Source organism: Mesorhizobium sp. C432A, assembly GCF_030323145.1.
In the GTDB taxonomy this organism is placed as follows: Bacteria; Pseudomonadota; Alphaproteobacteria; order Rhizobiales; family Rhizobiaceae; genus Mesorhizobium.
Genome location: NZ_CP100470.1, coordinates 1,463,828 through 1,481,483 on the forward strand (window position 1 = coordinate 1,463,828; position 17,656 = coordinate 1,481,483).

General features: G+C 63.1%; 18 protein-coding genes and 1 tRNA gene. 8 read left to right on the forward strand and 11 right to left on the reverse strand.

The window, feature by feature from the left end:
• Nucleotides 1-6: 6 nt before the first annotated feature.
• The gene (locus tag NLY33_RS07000; protein ID WP_023681449.1) at nt 7-693 is read right to left on the reverse strand and encodes a PspA/IM30 family protein; all 687 of its coding nucleotides are present in this window, start codon (nt 691-693) and stop codon (nt 7-9) included.
• 107 nt (nt 694-800) lie between these two features.
• Between NLY33_RS07000 and NLY33_RS07005 the strand changes: the two genes are divergently transcribed.
• Both NLY33_RS07005 and NLY33_RS07010 read left to right on the forward strand, forming a co-directional pair.
• Complete coding sequence (locus NLY33_RS07005) at nt 801-1,409, forward strand: TetR/AcrR family transcriptional regulator (RefSeq protein ID WP_023704983.1); 609 nt, start codon at nt 801-803, stop codon at nt 1,407-1,409.
• A 104-nt stretch (nt 1,410-1,513) separates the two neighbouring features.
• Entirely contained in the window at nt 1,514-3,475 is a 1,962-nt protein-coding gene (locus NLY33_RS07010) for an acyltransferase family protein (RefSeq protein ID WP_084013599.1), read from the forward strand.
• A 47-nt stretch (nt 3,476-3,522) separates the two neighbouring features.
• Here the strand turns inward: NLY33_RS07010 and NLY33_RS07015 are convergent.
• A tRNA-Ala gene (locus NLY33_RS07015) sits at nt 3,523-3,598 on the reverse strand.
• 149 nt (nt 3,599-3,747) lie between these two features.
• Between NLY33_RS07015 and NLY33_RS07020 the strand changes: the two genes are divergently transcribed.
• The gene (locus NLY33_RS07020) at nt 3,748-4,050 is read left to right on the forward strand and encodes a YggT family protein (protein WP_023704981.1); all 303 of its coding nucleotides are present in this window, start codon (nt 3,748-3,750) and stop codon (nt 4,048-4,050) included.
• A complete protein-coding gene (locus tag NLY33_RS07025; protein WP_023704980.1) occupies nt 4,047-4,370 on the forward strand; it encodes a DUF167 family protein in 324 nt (107 codons plus the stop codon). Before NLY33_RS07020 ends, NLY33_RS07025 begins: the two co-directional genes overlap by 4 nt.
• A gap of 3 nt (nt 4,371-4,373) precedes the next feature.
• On the opposite strand, the gene NLY33_RS07030 is transcribed toward NLY33_RS07025, so the two are convergent.
• Genes NLY33_RS07030 through NLY33_RS07040 form a run of 3 tightly spaced genes read right to left on the reverse strand, consistent with a single transcriptional unit; the run spans nt 4,374 to nt 7,146 of the window.
• The gene (locus tag NLY33_RS07030) at nt 4,374-5,255 is read right to left on the reverse strand and encodes a MurR/RpiR family transcriptional regulator (RefSeq protein WP_023704979.1); all 882 of its coding nucleotides are present in this window, start codon (nt 5,253-5,255) and stop codon (nt 4,374-4,376) included.
• A 50-nt stretch (nt 5,256-5,305) separates the two neighbouring features.
• Nucleotides 5,306-6,373 (reverse strand): ABC transporter ATP-binding protein, encoded by a 1,068-nt coding sequence (locus tag NLY33_RS07035; RefSeq protein WP_023704978.1) that lies wholly within the window; start codon nt 6,371-6,373, stop codon nt 5,306-5,308.
• 2 nt (nt 6,374-6,375) lie between these two features.
• Nucleotides 6,376-7,146, reverse strand: coding sequence for an SDR family NAD(P)-dependent oxidoreductase (locus NLY33_RS07040; RefSeq protein WP_023704977.1), 771 nt, complete (start codon nt 7,144-7,146; stop codon nt 6,376-6,378).
• Nucleotides 7,147-7,324: 178 nt separating this feature from the next.
• On the opposite strand from NLY33_RS07040, the gene NLY33_RS07045 reads away from it, so the two are divergent.
• The 4 genes from NLY33_RS07045 to NLY33_RS07060 all read left to right on the forward strand — a co-directional run bounded on the left by NLY33_RS07045 (nt 7,325) and on the right by NLY33_RS07060 (nt 12,080).
• The gene (locus NLY33_RS07045; RefSeq protein WP_023681442.1) at nt 7,325-8,557 is read left to right on the forward strand and encodes an ABC transporter substrate-binding protein; all 1,233 of its coding nucleotides are present in this window, start codon (nt 7,325-7,327) and stop codon (nt 8,555-8,557) included.
• 331 nt (nt 8,558-8,888) lie between these two features.
• The gene (locus tag NLY33_RS07050) at nt 8,889-9,758 is read left to right on the forward strand and encodes a carbohydrate ABC transporter permease (protein ID WP_023681441.1); all 870 of its coding nucleotides are present in this window, start codon (nt 8,889-8,891) and stop codon (nt 9,756-9,758) included.
• Nucleotides 9,755-10,579 (forward strand): carbohydrate ABC transporter permease, encoded by an 825-nt coding sequence (locus NLY33_RS07055; RefSeq protein ID WP_023668609.1) that lies wholly within the window; start codon nt 9,755-9,757, stop codon nt 10,577-10,579. The genes NLY33_RS07050 and NLY33_RS07055 overlap by 4 nt, the downstream gene beginning before the upstream one ends.
• Nucleotides 10,580-10,604: 25 nt before the next feature.
• Nucleotides 10,605-12,080, forward strand: coding sequence for a M81 family metallopeptidase (locus tag NLY33_RS07060; RefSeq protein WP_023704976.1), 1,476 nt, complete (start codon nt 10,605-10,607; stop codon nt 12,078-12,080).
• 31 nt (nt 12,081-12,111) lie between these two features.
• Here NLY33_RS07060 and NLY33_RS07065 read toward each other — a convergent pair whose 3' ends face one another.
• From NLY33_RS07065 to NLY33_RS07090, 6 genes are all read right to left on the reverse strand, one after another.
• Entirely contained in the window at nt 12,112-14,166 is a 2,055-nt protein-coding gene (locus NLY33_RS07065) for a M3 family metallopeptidase (RefSeq protein WP_023688838.1), read from the reverse strand.
• Nucleotides 14,167-14,254: 88 nt separating this feature from the next.
• Entirely contained in the window at nt 14,255-14,668 is a 414-nt protein-coding gene (locus tag NLY33_RS07070) for a hypothetical protein (RefSeq protein ID WP_023688839.1), read from the reverse strand.
• Between the two features lie 67 nt (nt 14,669-14,735).
• Entirely contained in the window at nt 14,736-15,380 is a 645-nt protein-coding gene (locus NLY33_RS07075; protein ID WP_023668613.1) for a carbonic anhydrase, read from the reverse strand.
• 147 nt (nt 15,381-15,527) lie between these two features.
• Nucleotides 15,528-16,292 (reverse strand): DUF429 domain-containing protein, encoded by a 765-nt coding sequence (locus NLY33_RS07080; RefSeq protein WP_023693218.1) that lies wholly within the window; start codon nt 16,290-16,292, stop codon nt 15,528-15,530.
• Complete coding sequence (gene pdxY / locus NLY33_RS07085; RefSeq protein ID WP_023688841.1) at nt 16,289-17,173, reverse strand: pyridoxal kinase PdxY; 885 nt, start codon at nt 17,171-17,173, stop codon at nt 16,289-16,291. The genes NLY33_RS07080 and pdxY overlap by 4 nt, the downstream gene beginning before the upstream one ends.
• A 133-nt stretch (nt 17,174-17,306) precedes the next feature.
• On the reverse strand, nt 17,307-17,558 hold the full coding sequence (locus tag NLY33_RS07090) for a hypothetical protein (protein WP_023693217.1): 252 nt from the start codon (nt 17,556-17,558) through the stop codon (nt 17,307-17,309).
• Nucleotides 17,559-17,656: the final 98 nt, after the last annotated feature.

Below are 17,656 nucleotides of genomic sequence, written 5' to 3' on the forward strand. Positions count from 1 at the left end.
TAACAATCAGGCCGGCTTGGTCATGGTCTTCGTGAGCCGTTCGAGCACGGCGTCGGCGCTGCTTCTCAGCGGCGCGCCGCAGCCGGCGGCCGCAAGCTTCTCTGAGACCGCGGCAGGATCGCCCGACTGTTCCATCTCGGCCATGGCGGCCGCGGTGGCGTCGATCTGCTTTTGCCTGGTGCGCAGGCGCAGCAGCGTCTCCTCGGCGTCCCTGAGCGCCGACAGGCTGGAGCCGGGCGCGCTTTCTCGCAGGCGCTGGGTCGAGTCGACCGCGGCAACGATGCGCTGGCCGCGCTGCAATTCGCGCAGGCGCATTTCGGAGACGCGGATAATCCGCTTGAGACGCTCGATCTCGGTGCCGAAGCTTTTCTGCGCCTCGGCGGAGGCGTCGCGTTCGGCTTCCAGCATGGCGATGGTTTCGGCGGCTTCGCGGGCCAGTTCATTCTGTCCCTGCTCGATCGCGGCGATCGTGCGCTTCTCCAAATCGTCGATGCGGAGGACAAGCTTCTTGAACTGCGCGACTTCCTGTTCGTTCTGGGCGATGGCAATTGCAACCGCCCGGCGGGCGGCCGCGATAGCGTCGGCGCAATCGCGGATCTGCTGGCGCAGGATTATCAGCGCGTTGCGGTCGACGACCGCCTCGGCGGCTTCGTAGCTTCGGCCGCGAACGAGAGCAAAAAACTGTTTCAACATTTCCGTTTCTCCTCTATGAACGTTGTTCATGAGGCAAAGTAGCACATTGTGAACGGCGTTCAAGGAGAAAATGAACGGTGTTCATAATTGCGCATAAGAGAAGGTTAATGACCGCAAAACGGGACGCCAAACGCGAGGACCTCAAAGGCAGGCTGATCGAGGCCGCGCAAGCGCGCATCCAGTCCTCGGGGCTCGCCGGTCTGCGTGCGCGCGACATCACGGCCGATGCCGGCTGCGCGCTGGGCGCGCTCTACACCGCCTTCGCAGACCTCGACGAGCTCATCCTGCACGTCAATTCGATCACACTGGCCAGGCTGGGGGCGGCCCTGCAGCAAGAGGCGACCGGCGTCGCCGAGCCTAGGGCAAGGCTGAAGGCGCTGGCCGAGGCCTATCTCGGCTTCGCCCGCGACAATCGCATGGCGTGGAAGGCGCTGTTCGAGCACCGTATGGCGCCAGGCGTGGCGGTGCCCGAATGGCATCTGGCCGAACATGCGGTGCTGATCCAGCATCTGGTCGAGCCGCTGGCGGCGCTGCTCCCGGCGGCGGCAACGCCGGAGCTTTTGGCCCGCGCGCGCACGCTGTTCTCCGCCGTGCATGGGATCGTCGCCATCTCGCTCGAAGACCGTTTCATTGGCCTGGCGTCCACCGACCTCGAAAGTGAGCTGCTGGGTTTCGTCGACACGCTGGTGAGCGGGCTGGAGACGGAAAGGGAATGAACTGCTGCGATCGGCTCTTGCCTCACGGCACTCTGCCCTTATGAAGATCGTGGCGGGGACTGGCCGGTTGATCCAGGCCGGCTGAGACTGTTGGGGGATACCCGGTGACAATCGATCAGGACCGCCGGTTTCGGCCCGAAATACAGGGGTTGCGCGGACTGGCCGTCGCTCTTGTCGTGGTCTATCACATATGGCCGGCTGTGCTGCCTGGCGGATATGTCGGCGTCGACGTCTTTTTCGTCATCTCTGGCTATCTGATCACCGGCCTGCTGGCACAGATGGCGCTGCGCGACGGTCGCGTCTCACTGATCGAATTCTACTCGCGACGGGTGCGACGGTTGTTGCCGGCAGCAACCCTGGTGCTGCTGGTCGCATTGCTGGGCACGCTGCTTTTCATCTCAAAGGCGCGCTGGGAGGAAATAGGCAACCAGATCGTGGCGAGCGCTCTTTATGTCGAGAACTGGCGGCTGGCCTCGATTGCGGTCAGCTATCTCGAGGCCGACACCTTGCCGAGCCCGGTGCAACATTACTGGTCGCTTTCCATCGAAGAGCAGTTCTACATCGTCTGGCCGGTGCTCATGATCGGCGTGATCTGGCTGGCGCGCCGCCGTGACCTTCCGCTGCGAGCCTGCCTGATCGGGGCGATGTCGCTCATTTTCGCGGCATCGCTTGTCGCCTCTGTCGTTTTGACGGCAACGGATCCGGCCCAGGCCTATTTCGTCAGCCATACCCGCCTGTGGGAATTGGCGTTGGGTGGTCTGCTGGTGCTGACCGAACACCGGTTTCGACTGGCGGCACTCACTAGACAGTGGCTGGCGATTGCCGGCATCCTGGGCATCGTTTCGTCCGCCTTGCTGTTTTCCGCTGCAACTCCATTTCCCGGTGTCAGTGCGTTGTTGCCGACCTTGGCCACCGTGCTTGTCATCCTGGCTGGCGAGGTTGAAGTCGGCCGGTTTCGTGGGCTCGATTCCTTGCTACTTCGTTTCATCGGCGATCGCTCCTACTCGGTCTATCTATGGCATTGGCCGCTGATCACCATCTTCCAGGCGCAGGGTCATTCGCTGACCCTTGCCGGCGGTTTCGGCCTGATTGCGGCGACCCTGCTTCTATCGGATCTGTCCTATCGATATGTTGAGCAGCGCTACCGGCAAGCTCGGGGCGGCGCCTGGTGGAAGCCGCTGGGATACGGCACCGCGGCGGTTCTCACATGCGTGGCCGCATCCGGCAGCCTGCTGCTCTTTCTGAAGACCGAACGCATCGACACCGCGCTGATCGGCACGCCTTCCTACCCTGGGCCCGCCGCTCTCGTCTCCGGCGCCGTGGTCCCGGACGGTGTGAACCTTCTGCCGCCGCTGGCCCGGCTGAGGCGGGACGTGCCGGTCGTGTATGCAAGGAAGTGCCACCAGGAGGAAAGCTCGGAGCCCAAACGATGCTCTCTAGGCGATCCCACGGGTGCGAAAACAATGGTTCTGGTGGGAGATTCTCATGCAGCCCAGTGGGTGCCGGCACTGGACAAGATCTCAAAGGACCGCAACTTCAAACTGGTTACCTTTACAAAATCCGCCTGCCCATTCACCCGCGTGGCCATCACGGCGGATGGCAAACCCAACGTCTTATGCGCGCAGTGGCACGAAAAGGTGCTGGCCGAGATCCTAAAGCTGAAACCGGATCTGATCTTCACCAGCCAGTCCAATTACGGAGCGGTTCAGCAAGACGTGATGATCGAGGGGCTGCGAAGTCTCTGGGGCGGGCTGACGGACGCCGGCTCGCAAATCGTTGCCATCCGCAACACGCCCTATATGAAATTCGACCCGGGCGAATGCCTGAGTTCGACGCCAACGAAATGCGTCACCAAACTGAGCGATATTGAGCGGAGCAACGTGTTGGCGCTGGCCGCGGAGGGACAGAAAAATGTGCGCGCTATCGATATGGTCGATGCGATTTGCGGGCCGCAACTATGCCCGGCAGTTGTCGGCAACATCATCGTCTGGCGGGACAGTCATCATCTGACCGCCAGCTACTCGCTTGCCCTGGCGCCCTATCTCGCAGCGAAGACGGGGCTTTGACGAGACGTCTCGGAAGTCAGATGTGTCGACAGGCAGGAAAAATCCGCTGGTGGAGCTGAGGAGGATCGAACTCCTGACCTCGTCATTGCGAACGACGCGCTCTCCCAGCTGAGCTACAGCCCCGTCCAGCGGATGGCGCATTTATCGAAGGCTGCGGTTTCCTGTCAAGACGAAACGGCTCACCAAGATAGCGGCATGGCGCACTTGGGAAAGCGGGTCTTGCCGGTTCCGGATGCAGTGGCTACATGTCGTGCGTTCGCAAGGAGCTACTGATGGTCGCCGTCTTTTACACGCTGCATGCCGCACTAAGTATCTATTGGTGGATCATAATCGGCGCGGCCATCTTCTCGTGGCTTTACGCCTTCAACGTCGTCAATTCACGCAATCAGCTCGTCAACTCCATCGGTACCACGCTCTATCGACTGACCGAGCCGGCTTTGCGACCGATTCGCCGCCTTCTGCCCGACCTCGGCGGTGTAGACATTTCACCAATCATTCTGCTTTTGGCGCTGACATTTATCAGCATGTTCTTGAACTACACCGTTCAGCCGATGTTCGGCATCGGGCCGATGTGACCTCTGCCACCAGCTTGCCGTACCGTCTGCGCGAGGACGGCATCGACCTGTTCGTGCGGCTGACGCCCAAGGCAGCGGTGGACAGGCTCGAAGGCGCGGAGACGGCGGCCGACGGGCGCTGCCACCTAAAAGCCCGCGTGCGCGCCGTGCCGGAGAATGGCGCCGCCAATCAAGCATTGCAAAGACTTGTCGCCAAGGCGCTGGGAGTTCCCGCATCGGCGGTGTCGGTCGTTGCTGGCGCTACCGCTCGCTTGAAGACGCTACGCGTGAATGGCGATCCGGCGGCGCTGGTGACGAGCATCAAAGCGCTCGGCCGTTAGTCCTCAATCCCCCAGCGGCAACTTTGGATCGTCGACCTTCAGCGTGTTCACGCTCTGCTTGATGCGGCGCAGGTTTTCGAGAACCCTGGGTCCGCGCGTCTCGGCCACGGAGGTGACGATCATGTCGATGATCGACAGCAGAGCATAGCGCGACGAGGTCGGCTTGTAGATGTTGCCGTCCTCCAGCGACTGGAACTGGATGACGGTATCGGCGGCCTTGGCGAGCGCTGATTCCGGCGGGGTTACGGCGATGGTGGTGGCGCCATATTGCTGGGCCACCTGAACGGCGTCGATCACCGAGCGCGCATAGCCGGACACCGAGAACGCGATCAGCGTCGTCTCCGATGTGGCGACCGCGGCATACATGCGCTGCAATTGCCCGTCGATCTGCGCCAGCACCGGCACGCCGAGCCGAAACAGCCGGTTCTGCATCTCGGTCGCCATCATCGAGGAAATGCCGCCGGAGCCGATGCACAGCACATTGCCCGAACTGACGATGCGCGCGGCCACGCCCACCAGCGTCTTCATGTCGAGGTTTTCGCTGGCGCGCTGGATGGCGGCGATTGCCGCTTCGGTGATGGCCGACGCAATGCGCTGCTCGCGCGCGTCGCGGTTCAGCGGTTCGGGCGACAGATACTGGCCGCCAATGGCAATCGCCTGCGCCAGGTAGAATTTGAAATCGCGCAGACCCTCGCAGCCGAGATTGCGGCAGAAACGGGTGACCGTCGGCTCGCTGACGCCGACGCGCGCGGCAATTTCCGAGATTGCCGCCTTGGAGGCGAAGTCGAGATCGGTCAGCACGAGGCCGGCCAGGCGGCGGTCCGATTTGGTGCCGTCCTGCGACATCAGCTGCAGGCGCGTGATGATGTCGGCCGGCGTTTTCATTTCTGGGTTGTCGTCTTCATCGTGGTGTTTTCGTTTTCATGCCGGAGCTCTCATAGCGGCAGGCCTGTCGCCGTGTCGAACAGATGGATGTTTGCAGGCGCGACCGAGACCGGCAGCATTTCACCCGGCTTGACCTGTATCCGATCGCGGAACACGGCGCGCACCGTGTCAGCGCCGATGGCGCCATAGACATGGGTTTCCGAGCCGGTCGGCTCGACGACATCGACCTTGATCGCCATCGCGTCGACAGCCTCGCCGATGACGAAGTGTTCGGGCCGTATGCCGGCCTCGACCGTGCTGCCAGCCGGCACCGTCTTGCTGCCGAGCGCCAGTCGCCCTCCGCCGGCCGATTGGAACCAGCTTTTCTCGGGCGTTGTCTTAAGCGCCCCCGACACAAAGCTCATCGACGGCGAGCCGATGAAGGAGGCGACGAATTTGTTGGCGGGACGGTCGTAGAGCTCCAGCGGGGCGCCGACCTGCTGGATCTTGCCGCGATCCATCACCACGATGCGGTCGGCCATGGTCATGGCTTCGATCTGGTCGTGGGTGACATAGACGATGGTCGATTTCAGCCGCTGGTGCAGCGCCTTGATCTCGGTGCGCATCTGCACGCGCAACTGCGCGTCGAGATTGCTGAGCGGTTCGTCGAACAGGAACACCGAGGGCTCGCGCACGATGGCGCGGCCCATGGCGACGCGCTGGCGCTGGCCGCCCGACAGTTCCCGGGGATAGCGGTCGAGATAGGCGAACAGGTTGAGGACGCCAGAGGCCTTTTTCACCTTGGCGCCGATTGCCGTGCGGCTTTCGCCGCGGATCTTTGGGCCAAAGCCGATATTGTCGGCCGCTTTCAGGTGCGGAAACAGCGCATAGGACTGGAAGACCATCGCGATGTTACGCCGCTGTGGCGGCAAATCGTTGGCGCGCATGCCGCCGATCAAGAGGTCGCCTGCGGTGATCGGCTCCAGCCCGGCCAGCATGCGCAGCAAGGTCGACTTGCCGCAGCCGGAAGGGCCGACCAGCACGACGAACTCGCCGCTCTTGATGTCGAGGCTGATGTTTTCGAGGATCTTGTGGCGTCCGAAGGATTTCGACAGGTCGCGGAACTCGACATCGGTCATGGTCAGGCTCCCAATATGTCGTCGATGAAGGGCAGGAAGCCGGCGGTCAGTCCGGCGTCGACCGGCACCACCGCGCCGGTTATCCCCGATGCGCGATCCGAAACAAGGAAGGCCACCGCTTCGGCCACTTCCGTGGCGTCGACGATGCGGCCGAGCGGATAGAGCCGCTTGAGCTTGCCGAGAACATCCGGGTTCTTGGCCAGGCGATGGTCCCAGGCGGCAGTGCGGATCGAGCCGGGGCAGACGACATTGGCGCGCAGCCCGTTGCGGCCGAGTTCCACAGCGATCGCTTTGGCATAGGCATTGATGCCGGCCTTGGCTGCGGCATAGGCCGGGTTGCCGAAGTGGGCGATGGCGTTGACGGAAGAGATGAAGACGACGCTGCCCGAACCGCGCGCGGCCATCGCCTTGATCAGTGGATCGGCGAACAGCATCACCCCGGTCAGATTGAGATCGAGCTCGTGCTCAATCTTATCGGGTGTCAATGCGGCAAGCGTCTCTGCGCGCGTCCAGCCGGCATTGTTGATCAGCATGTCGGGAACGCCATCTTTCTCAAGGATCGCTGGTATCGCCGCCTCGATGGAAGCCCGGTCGAGGAGGTCGAAGGCGTGACGCGACGCCAGGTGTGGGCTGCGCAACGCATCTTGCGACTGGTCGCAGCCGACGACCCGCGCGCCTCGTTCGGCCAGCAGCGCCACAATAGCCGAGCCGAGCCCGCCGCCGGCGCCGGTCACCAGCACGGTCTTGCCCGCGAATTCGGCCGTTGAAACCACCCTGCGCGCCTCCCTGGGATCTACGATAGTCGGAAAACGCTATTTTAAGAAATGTAATTAAGCAACAGGATAATCCGCTTGCACAGCGTGAAATGATGGATAATGTAGGAAAGTCACATAAAGCCTTGGTCGCCTGGAAGCCGCAAGAGCGCAGGCGCAATCAAATGGGAGAGATCGAATGAAGCTTGCAAAATGGACTGTCGGCCTGATGGCCGGAATGAGCCTGCTCGCCCTGGCCGCGCAGGCAGATGCCGGCGAGGTGCGCGTAACCGTCGCCGAATACAGCGCCAAGACCGGCCCGTATTTCGAAGCCGTGAAAAAGGAATTCGAGGCAGCCAACCCGGGTATCACCGTCAAGTTCGAAGTTGTGCCGTGGGACGTGCTGCTGCAGAAGCTGACCACCGACATCACCGCCGGCACCAATGCCGACCTGTCGATCATCGGCACCCGCTGGCTGATCGATTTCGTCCAGCAGGATGTCGCCGAGCCGCTCGACGGCTACATCAAGCCAGACTTCAAGGACCGCTTCATCGACACCTTCCTGTCGCCGTCGATCATGGAGGGCAAGACCTACGGCCTGCCGATCGCGGCCTCGGCGCGCGCCATGTACTACAACAAGGAATTGTTCGAGAAGGCCGGAATCGCCAACCCGCCGGCAACCTGGACCGAGTTGCAGGAGGATGCGCGCAAGATCAAGGCGCTGGGTACCGGCACGTTCGGCTTCGGCCTGCAGGGCAAGGAGATCGAGACCGACGTCTATTACTACTATGCGATGTGGTCGCAAGGCACCGAGATCCTCAACAAGGATGGCACGTCGGGCCTCGGCACGCCCGGCGCGCTCGAAGCCGCCAAGCTCTACAAGTCGATGATCGACGAAGGCCTGACGGAACCCGGCGTCACCTCCAACAACCGCGAGGACGTCCAGAACCTGTTCAAGCAGGGCAAGGTCGGCATGATGATCACCGCGCCCTTCCTGTCCAACCAGATCAAGGACGAGGCGCCGAACCTGAAATATGGCGTGGCCGCTATCCCCGCCGGACCGACCGGCGCGCGCGGCACGTACGGCGTCACCGATTCCATCATCATGTTCAAGAATTCCAAGAACAAGGATGAGGCCTGGAAGCTGCTCGACTTCCTGTTCACCACCGAACAGCGCGCCAAGTTCACGCAAGGGGAAGGCTTCCTGCCGGTGAACAAGGAAGAGGCCAAGATGGACTATTACGTCAACAATGCCGATCTGGCAGCGTTCACCGCGCTGCTGCCCGACGCCCGCTTTGCGCCGGTCATCCCCGGCTGGGAAGAAGTCGCCCAGATCACCTCGGATGCCATGCAGAAGATCTATCTCGGCGGCGACCCCGAGGCAGGCTTGAAGGAAGCGGCTGCCAAGGCCAACGCCGTGATCAAGAAATAGGGCGTATCTCCCTGCGCCCGGCGCGCCCCTGAGATCGGGGCGCGCCACACTTTCCTCTCCCTCCGGAGGGGGAGAGGTGGCTCGGCGAAGCCGAGACGGAGTGGGGGAACCACCTGGCAACCGCCGCGAACGGACATAGGAAGGGCAATAGGGGCAAACATCACCTCGCCTTGCGCCCCAAGGGTCGACCCCCCGAGCTTCGCTCGACACCTCTCCCCCGATCGACGGGGGAGAGGAAAGGCATTCTTCTGAAGCGCTGCTAAAGACCGATATGCAAGATTGATCCGAGCTGGCGTGCCAGCGCCACAGAACCACGGTACAAAACCGGCCGATGCAAAATCGCTTCTTGCCCTATCTGCTGACCTTGCCCAGCCTGTTGCTGGCGGCGGTCGTCATCTTCTGGCCGGTCTGGGACCTGATCCAGATCTCGACGCATGACGTCAGCCGCTTCGGCCAGCTACGCGACTTCAACGATTTCGCCAATTATTCAGCCTTCCTCGCCGATCCCGATTTCCTGGCGGCACTCTGGCGCACCGGCCTGTGGACGTTGCTGGTGGTCGGCGGCGCGCTGCTGTTGTCGGTGCCGGTGGCGATGATCCTCAACACCGATTTCTACGGCCGCGGCATTGCCCGCGTCATCATCATGCTGCCCTGGGCGGTGTCGCTGACGATGACGGCGGTGGTCTGGCGCTGGGCGCTCAACGGTGAAAGCGGCATGCTGAACTCGGCGCTGATCGGGCTCGGCCTGATCCATGAAAACATCCAGTGGCTGGCGCGCGCCGAGACGGCATTCCCGATGCAGGTGCTGATCGGCATATTGGTGACGGTACCGTTCACCACGACCATCTTCCTCGGCGGCCTGTCGTCGATCCCCGACGACCTCTACGAGGCGGCGGCCCTGGAGGGGGCGACGCCGCTGCAGCAGTTCCGCGAGATCACCTTTCCGCTGCTGAAGCCGTTCATCAACATCGCCATCGTGCTCAACACCATCTACGTCTTCAATTCCTTCCCGATCATCTGGGTGATGACGCAGGGCGGGCCGGCCAACTCGACCGACATATTGGTCACCCATCTCTACAAGCTGGCCTTCCGCATCGGCAAACTGGGTGAAGCATCGGCGGTGTCGCTGCTGATGTTCGCCATCCTTTTGATCTTCACCATGATCTATGTGCGGCTTGCCATGCGGGAGCAGCGCACATGACGCCCAAGCTGAAGCGTACGATCATCGCCTGGCTGCTGCTTTCGCCGCTGCTCGTGGTGACGATCTTCCCCTTCGCGGTAATGTTTTTGACCGCGGTCAAGCCGCGGCAGGAGGTGCTGTCGCCGACCTGGTGGCCAAGCGAATTCCACTGGTCGAATTTTGCCGACATGTGGGTGGCGACCGGCTTTGGCCAGGCGCTGGCCAATTCGCTCTATGTCTCTGTTATCGCCACCGTCGGCGCCATCCTGATCTCGGTGCCGGCCGCCTATGCCATGTCGCGGTTTCGCTTTGCCGGCTATGGCGCCTTCCGCCAGTTCCTGCTGATCTCGCAGATGATCTCGCCGATCGTGCTGGTGCTCGGCCTGTTCCGGCTGATGGCGGCCTGGGGTCTGATCGAATCCACGACCGCGCTCGGCGTCATCTACATGGCTTTCAACGTCGCCTTCACCGTGTGGATGCTGCAAAGCTATTTCGACACCATCCCGCGCGATCTCGAGGAAGCAGCGTGGATGGAAGGCGCCGGCCGATGGCTGACCTTGCGAAAAGTGTTTCTGCCGCTTTGCCTGCCGGCAATAGCGGTGACCGCCATCTTCACCTTCATCAACGCATGGAATGAGTTCGTCGTTGCGCTCACAATGCTGCGCAGCCAGGAAAGTTACACGCTGCCTATCCAGGTGTTCTCGCTGGTCGCCGGCCGCTACACGATCGAATGGCACCATGTAATGGCGGCGACGCTGCTGGCGACGCTGCCGGTGGCAATCCTGTTCATCTGGCTGCAGCGCTATCTCGTCCGCGGGCTGGCGCTCGGGGCGGTCAAATAACGGCGCCATTCACAACGGAGCTTTCATGCGCATCTTCACCGCCTCGCTGGCGACCGAAACCAACACCTTCTCGCCGGTGCCGACCGACCGGGCGTCGTTCGAGATGGCGTTCTATGCCGGGCCGGGCAAGCATCCGGACACGCCGACCTTGTGCTCCTCGCCGATGGTCGCGCTGCGCCGGCGTGCGGCTGCCGAAGGGCTGACCGTCGTCGAAGGCACCGCCACCTGGGCGGAGCCGGGCGGGCTGGTGCAGCGGCAGACCTATGAGTCGTTGCGCGACGAGATTCTCGGCCAGTTGAAGGCAGCCTTGCCGGTCGACGCCGTCATCCTCGGCCTGCACGGCGCCATGGTGGCGCAAGGCTATGACGATTGCGAAGGCGATCTGCTGGAACGGGTTCGCGCAATCGTCGGGCCCGACGTGGTGATCGCGGTCGAGCTCGACCCGCACAGTCATCTGACCCCAAAGCGCGTCGCGGCATGCAATGTCATGGCCTATTTCCTCGAATTCCCGCACACCGACTTCTATGAGCGCGGCGAACATGTCGTCGAGCTTGGATTGGCGGCGGCGCGCGACGAGATCAAGCCGGTGATCTCGACGTTCGACTGCCGCATGATCCAGGTGCTGCCGACCAGCCGCGAGCCGATGCGCTCCTTCGTCGACCGCATCAAGGCGCTGCACGGCAAGGACGGCGTGCTGTCGGTCTCGGTCATCCATGGCTTCATGGCCGCGGACGTGCCGGAAATGGGCACGCGCATCCTGGTCGTCACTGACAATGACAAGGCCAAGGGCGATGCGCTGGCGGAGAGGCTAGGGCACGAGCTTTACGCCATGCGCGAAAGGACGGCGATGACGATGCTGAACACCGAGGACGGCATCGCGCGGGCACTGGCCGTGCGCAAGGAAAATCCCGGCAAGCCGGTTGTGATTGCCGACATCTGGGACAATCCCGGCGGTGGCGTCGCCGGCGACGGTACGGTCGTGCTGCGCGCCATGCTGGAACGGGGCGTGGACAATTTTGGCGTGGCGACGATCTGGGACCCGATCGCTGTCACCTTTTGCCAGGCGGCAGGCGAAGGCGCCGTCATCGACCTGCGCTTCGGCGGCAAGGCCGGGCCGCTGGCCGGCGAACCGATCGATGCGCGCGTCAAGGTGTTGAAAGCCGTCCCCGAGGGCTGGCAGAGCTTCGGGCCGAGCCGGGTGACGCTCGGACCGACGGCGCTGGTGCGGCTCGAAGGCACCGAAATCGACATCATCCTCAACACCAACCGCACGCAGACCTTCGAGCCGGATGTCTTCTCCAACATCGGTGTCGATCCGTTGTCGAAGGACATATTGCTGATCAAGTCAACCAACCATTTCTACGCCGGCTTTGAACCGATCGCGGCGGAGATCATCTATGTCTCGGCGCCGAGCTCGTATCCGAGCAATCCGGCGGTGACGGATTACAGGAAGCTGACGCGGCCGGTGTGGCCACGGGTGGCGGATCCTTGGCGCTGGTGATCTCCCCCTCGAGGGGGGAGATAAGGCGGCGCTATAGCAATCCCCGCTTCACCATCATCGCTTCCGGCGAAGGCATCTTGCCGCGGAACGCCGTGTACAGCTCCTCCGGATCCTTCGACCCGCCAGCGGCATAGATATTCTTCCGAAGCCGTTCCGCCAGCGCCGGGTTGAAGGGATCGCCGGTCTCCTCGAAGGCGGCGAAGGCGTCGGCGTCGAGCACTTCCGACCACATGTAGGAATAGTAGCCGGCTGAATAACCGTCGCCGGAGAAGATATGGCCGAAATGCGGGGTGCGATGACGCATGGCGATGGTGTCGGGCATATCAAGCTTTTCCAGCGTTTCGGCTTCGAAACGCAGCGGTTCCGCCGGCGCATCCGGCCGCGCGTGATACGCCATGTCGATCAGCGCCGACGCTGTGAACTCGACCGTGGCGAAACCGGCGCCGAACGTGCGGGCGGCCAGCATCTTGTCGAGCAGCGACTTCGGCATCGGCTTGCCGGTCTTAACATGCAGCGCATGCTTTTCCAGCACTGCGGGCACCGTCAGCCAGTGCTCGTAGAGCTGCGAAGGCAGTTCGACGAAATCGCGGGAAACCGAGGTGCCCGCCACCGACGGCCAGGTGACGTCGGTCAGCATGCCGTGCAAAGCATGGCCGAACTCGTGGAACAGGGTCTTGGCCTCATCGACCGACAACAGCGCTGCTTCCCCGGCCGGCGGCTTGGCGAAGTTCATGATATTGTAGATCACCGGCTTGGAGCCATCGCCAAGCTTGTAGCCCGACTTCAGCGCGCTCATCCACGCGCCGGAGCGCTTCGAGGACCGGGCGAAATAGTCGGCGAGGAACAGGCCGCGCTCGCTGCCATCGGCGTTCTTCACCACGAAGACGCGCGCGTCGGGATGCCAGGCGGCGATGCCCTTCTTCTCCTCGAAAGTGATGCCGAACAGTTTTGTGGCGACGTCGAAGCAGGCGTCGATGATGCGGTCGAGTTGCAGATAGGGTTTCAGTTCCGCCTCGTCGAAGGCGAATTTTTCGGCGCGCAATTTCTCCTGGTAGAAGCGCCAGTCCCAGGCGGCGAATTTTTCGTTGCTGCCTGCCTTGGTCGCCAGCCGCTCCAGCTCCTTCTGGTCGGCGGCGGCCTTCTCCAGCGCTTTCTCCCAGACCGGGTCGAGGAGGTCGTGCACCGCCTTCGGCGTCTTGGCCATGGTGTCGTCGAGTTTCAGCGCGGCGAACGAGGCATAGCCTAGCAGCCTGGCCTTTTCGGCGCGCAGTTTCAGCATGTCGCGCACCACTGCGGTGTTGTCGCTGGCGCCGCCATTCTGGCCGCGCATGGTGAAAGCGCGGAAGGCGCTCTCGCGCAGGTCGCGGCGTTCGGAGAAGGTCGTGAACGGCTCATAGATAGAGCGCGACAAGGTGACTGCGTAGCGGCCTTTCTGGCCGCGCGTCTCGGCGGCTTCGGCCATCGAACTCTTCACGAAGTCCGGCAGGCCCGCAAGATCAGCCTCGTCGAGGAAAAGCGCCCAGTCGCGCTCGTCGGCCAGCACGTTCTGGCCGAAGGTCGTGCCGAGCGAGGACAGCTCCTCGCTGATGTTGGCCAGCCGCTTCTTGCCGTCGGCGTCGAGTTTTGCGCCCGATCGCACAAAGCCTTTCCAGGTCTTCTCCAGCACCCGCAGCGTCTCGGCGTCGAGTTTGAGCGTCTCACGGCGCTGGTAGAGATCGTCGACGCGGGCAAACAATTTCTCGTTCATCGAGATCGCCGAGAAATGCCTCGACATTTTTGGCGAGATATCGCGCTCCAGCGCCTGGATCGCATCGTTGGTGTGGGCGCCGGCCCGGCACCAGAAGATCGACGAGACATGGTCGAGCGGCTCACCGGCGAGCTCGAGGGCTGCCAGCGTATTCTCGATGGTCGGCGCATCCTTGTTGCCGGCGATCGCATCGATTTCGGCCTCATGTGCCTTCAGCGCCGCGTCGAACACCGAGGAGAAATCGTCGTCGCCGATGCTGGCAAAATCCGGCAGGCCGAGCGGCCCTTGCCATTTGGTCAGCGGATGGGCGGCGAGATCGACGGTTTTCGTGGACGGCATGGGGGATCTTTCGATGATTGGCGGAGCTTGCTGACCGATGTAGGGCGATGACTGGCGCGGCGCAACAGCGCGGCCGTTCAAGCCCGCGTCAGAAGCCGTCGCAATTTTCCGCGATCGCCGCTTGCGAACTGGCGGTGATGCGGTTGCCGGTGACGGCGAACGTCTCCTGCATCAGCATGTCATTGTTGGGGAAATCATAGCAGGCGATGACAGTTGTGACGCCGGCCTCGCTCTTTTCGACGCGATGCCGGATTGCGGCGCCGGCGACCGCGCCCTTCCATTCGTCGATCGACGCGATGAACTCCTGCTTCGACTGTACGACGCCGAGATCGTCGAGCTTGATGCGGACATCGTCGGCGAGCAGGTCCGACAATTCGGTGCGATCGGCGACCAGCAGCGCCGAATACCAGCGGTCGATAATGGCGCCGTCATCGGAGCGGGCAGGGACGAGCGAAATCAGCAGCGCCGCTACGGCGAAAGCGATCGCAGGCCAAACCCGCATTCTTGCCTCCTCTTATTTGACCATGCCCTTATCCGAAAACCGGTTCCCACTTTTCGGGATCATGGGTCTACGTCAAATCCGGCCGCTCGAAGTCGCCGGTGTCCTTGTTCATCACCCAGAGCTCGCCGGTCGAGATGTCGAACCAGGCGCCATGCAGCGACAGCCGCCCCTTGCCTTCGAGGATGGAGACGCAAGGGAAGGTCCTGAGATTGGCGATCGAATAGCGGATGGAAATCCGCTCCAGCGCCGTCTGCCGTTCGGTTGTCGTCATGAACGTGCTGGACGAAACGGTTTCGGCCGCCGGCGCGATCAGGCTCATCCATTTGCCGATGAAGTCGCCGGGCGACAGCGGCGCCGAATTGGTGTCGAGCGCGGCGCGGATGCCGCCGCAGCGGCCATGGCCCATCACCACGATGTTTTTCACCTTCAGGCTCTGCACGGCGAATTCGAGCGCGGCCGAGGTCGAGTGGAACTCGCCGTCCGGCGCATAGGGCGGCACCAGATTGCCGACATTGCGCAGGACGAACAGTTCGCCCGGACCGGCGTCGAAGATCGCCTCGGGGGCAGAGCGGGAATCGCAGCAGGCAACGATCATGGTTTCGGGCGCCTGCCCCTCGCGGGCAAGCTCGCGATAGCGTCCGCTCTCGGTGAGATAGCGGCCATTCATGAAGTTGCGGTAGCCGGTCCAAAGATGTTCGGGGAGATGGGGCATGGGCTAGGGATGAAGCCTTTCGGGGTTAGCGACGGCAGCTCATTTCAAGTTAGAAAGGCTCTAACGGCAAATGCCCGTCGCGGGCAATGCCGAATTGCGGATGGCTTCGTCGCAAATCGCCATGCCGCACGCATGGCGCCGCTTGCCTCACGCCCAGATCGCCAGGGGAATGCCGAAACGGTCGGCAAGCGGCGGGTCGGGAAACGGCGTTGCCTCCCCGCCGGCAATGCGTCCGGCAATCAGCATCATCGCTGCGGCGTCGAGGAAATCGTCGGCGGCAGCACCGCGTTGCGGCGGCTGGTCAAGGAAAGCTCTGGTATAGCCGTGCCGGCAGAGCAGTGCCTTGCGTTCTTCCATCCCGGCCGGATTGACGGCGCCCTTGATCTTCTTCGGCAGTGTCATCGGTTTTTCGCCGTTCAGCCGGCAGAAGGCCACTTCGGGATGCGATTCGAAGACGCGGCGGCGCAGTTGCGGACGTGCGATCAGCAGCGCGTCGATCTCGCGTATCTTGGCAAAGATGCCGAAGGCCTGGATCGAGACGCCGCGTGGCGGATCGGAGGTCGCCTTGGCCACCTCGCTGGCGCGCCGATGTGCCTCATACCAGGCCTCGACCGTGGTGAAGCCGCTGGTGTCGGCGTAGAGGGCCGGGCGGGACGGGATAGAGAAGACGCTGGATTGCCGTGCTCCGAGCATTGGCCGTACCAAGGTCTCCGGCCCGCGCCCGCCTCTTTTCGAGACGTCCGGCAGGCCGATCGGCATGTCGACGACCACTGTCGCATCGGCGGGCAAGGCGTCGAGCAGGGTCGCAAAGCTGGGAAAGACGCGGACTGACGGCGCGGCATCCAGATCGCGGCGGACGGCGATCCAGCCGGCCTTGCAGCCGTCGACGCCGACGACCACGGTCGAGGTCACGCCCGGCGGTCCCGCCCCGGATGCGTGAGGTGGCGCAGTTGCACCATCGCCATCGGATGCGACAGGCTCTGGGCATCGGTTTCAAGCTGCAACTCGTCGCCGCCACGCTTGGCGGTTCGCGCCAGGATTTCGTAGACGGCGGCGGTGGTCGATTGCAGCGCCTTGATCGGCGGCTGCCCCGACAGGATGCGGGCGAGGTAGACGGCCGCAGTCAGGTCACCGAGGCCATTCGGCGGCTTGTCGATGAGGCGGTGTTCGGCCAGCAGCGCCTGGGTGCCGTCAAGCAGCAGATTGCCGGTGCCGCCGGTCATCATCGACTGTGCCGACGTCACCAGCATTGTTGACGGTCCGGCATGGAGGGCGGCCGAGATCACCGATTTCAGATCGGGCAAAGGCGCGCCGGCCATCCACTCCAGCTCATAGCGGTTGGGGGTGGCGATGTCGGCGATCGGCATCAGCCGGTCGCGCATCGCGGCGGCCGTCGGCTCGGGCACATAGAGCCCGCCGGAATCGCCCATCACCGGATCGCATATATAAATCGCGTCCGGCGTCTTGGCCTTGACCGCCGCAACCAGCGAGGCGACGGCCTCGGCCTGGCCGGCCTCGCCAAGATAGCCCGACAGCACCGCGCCGACCTCACCCAGCCAGGGCGCGCGCTCGAGATCGGCCATCAGCGCCTTGAACTGGTCGAGCGGCGGCACGATGCGCGTGGCGCGGCCATGGCCCGGATGCCAGGGCAAGATGACCGTCGGTACCGCCCACACGGGAAAGCCCAGCGTCTCCAGCGCAAACACGGCGGCGCGGTTGCCGACCGAGCCGCGGGCGACATGGCTGGAAATGACGATGACCGCGCGCGGCGCGTCGGCTTTTTCGCGGTTCATGGAAAATCCTAGATACGGATAATTTTTCGTTGAATCGTCATCCTGATCTATCTCTTTGGTTGGAGGATGATCTCCGGACAAAACGGTTCCCGTTTGTCCGAGAAAACCGGTTCCCACTTTTCAGGATCATGCTCTAGCTGCCCCGGGAGACGTAGTACACGAGCCAGATCAAAAGGCCGAGGGCGACGATGAGCCCAAGTGCGCGACCGATGCGGGTGCCCCAGACCTCGATCGGATCGGATCGGTCGGCCTCCGCTGCGGTAACATGATCGCGCGCGCCTTTCGCTGCCCGTGACACCAGCGATGCGCCGCCAAGGCCGCCCTCGTTCGCCACGCGCTCGATAATGCGGCGCGATTCGCTGTCATCGTCGTGGCGTTCCGCCATGATCCTGTCCTGTTTGCCGGCAACCATACCGTGTTCGCGCGATCAATCACAGGGCCTCGCCGGCGCATGAATGCGCGCCAGGAATGCGCGCCAGCGGC

Bases quoted from the DNA above. Each gene is read 5' to 3' on its own strand.
- NLY33_RS07000 (WP_023681449.1), bottom strand. From the start codon at position 693: ATGTTGAAACAGTTTTTTGCTCTCGTTCGCGGCCGAAGCTACGAAGCC.
- NLY33_RS07005 (WP_023704983.1), top strand. From the start codon at position 801: ATGACCGCAAAACGGGACGCCAAACGCGAGGACCTCAAAGGCAGGCTG.
- NLY33_RS07020 (WP_023704981.1), top strand. From the start codon at position 3,748: ATGGTCGCCGTCTTTTACACGCTGCATGCCGCACTAAGTATCTATTGG.
- NLY33_RS07030 (WP_023704979.1), bottom strand. From the start codon at position 5,255: ATGAAAACGCCGGCCGACATCATCACGCGCCTGCAGCTGATGTCGCAG.
- NLY33_RS07035 (WP_023704978.1), bottom strand. From the start codon at position 6,373: ATGACCGATGTCGAGTTCCGCGACCTGTCGAAATCCTTCGGACGCCAC.
- NLY33_RS07045 (WP_023681442.1), top strand. From the start codon at position 7,325: ATGAAGCTTGCAAAATGGACTGTCGGCCTGATGGCCGGAATGAGCCTG.
- NLY33_RS07050 (WP_023681441.1), top strand. From the start codon at position 8,889: ATGCAAAATCGCTTCTTGCCCTATCTGCTGACCTTGCCCAGCCTGTTG.
- NLY33_RS07055 (WP_023668609.1), top strand. From the start codon at position 9,755: ATGACGCCCAAGCTGAAGCGTACGATCATCGCCTGGCTGCTGCTTTCG.
- NLY33_RS07060 (WP_023704976.1), top strand. From the start codon at position 10,605: ATGCGCATCTTCACCGCCTCGCTGGCGACCGAAACCAACACCTTCTCG.
- NLY33_RS07065 (WP_023688838.1), bottom strand. From the start codon at position 14,166: ATGCCGTCCACGAAAACCGTCGATCTCGCCGCCCATCCGCTGACCAAA.
- NLY33_RS07070 (WP_023688839.1), bottom strand. From the start codon at position 14,668: ATGCGGGTTTGGCCTGCGATCGCTTTCGCCGTAGCGGCGCTGCTGATT.
- NLY33_RS07075 (WP_023668613.1), bottom strand. From the start codon at position 15,380: ATGCCCCATCTCCCCGAACATCTTTGGACCGGCTACCGCAACTTCATG.
- pdxY (WP_023688841.1), bottom strand. From the start codon at position 17,173: ATGAACCGCGAAAAAGCCGACGCGCCGCGCGCGGTCATCGTCATTTCC.
- NLY33_RS07090 (WP_023693217.1), bottom strand. From the start codon at position 17,558: ATGGCGGAACGCCACGACGATGACAGCGAATCGCGCCGCATTATCGAG.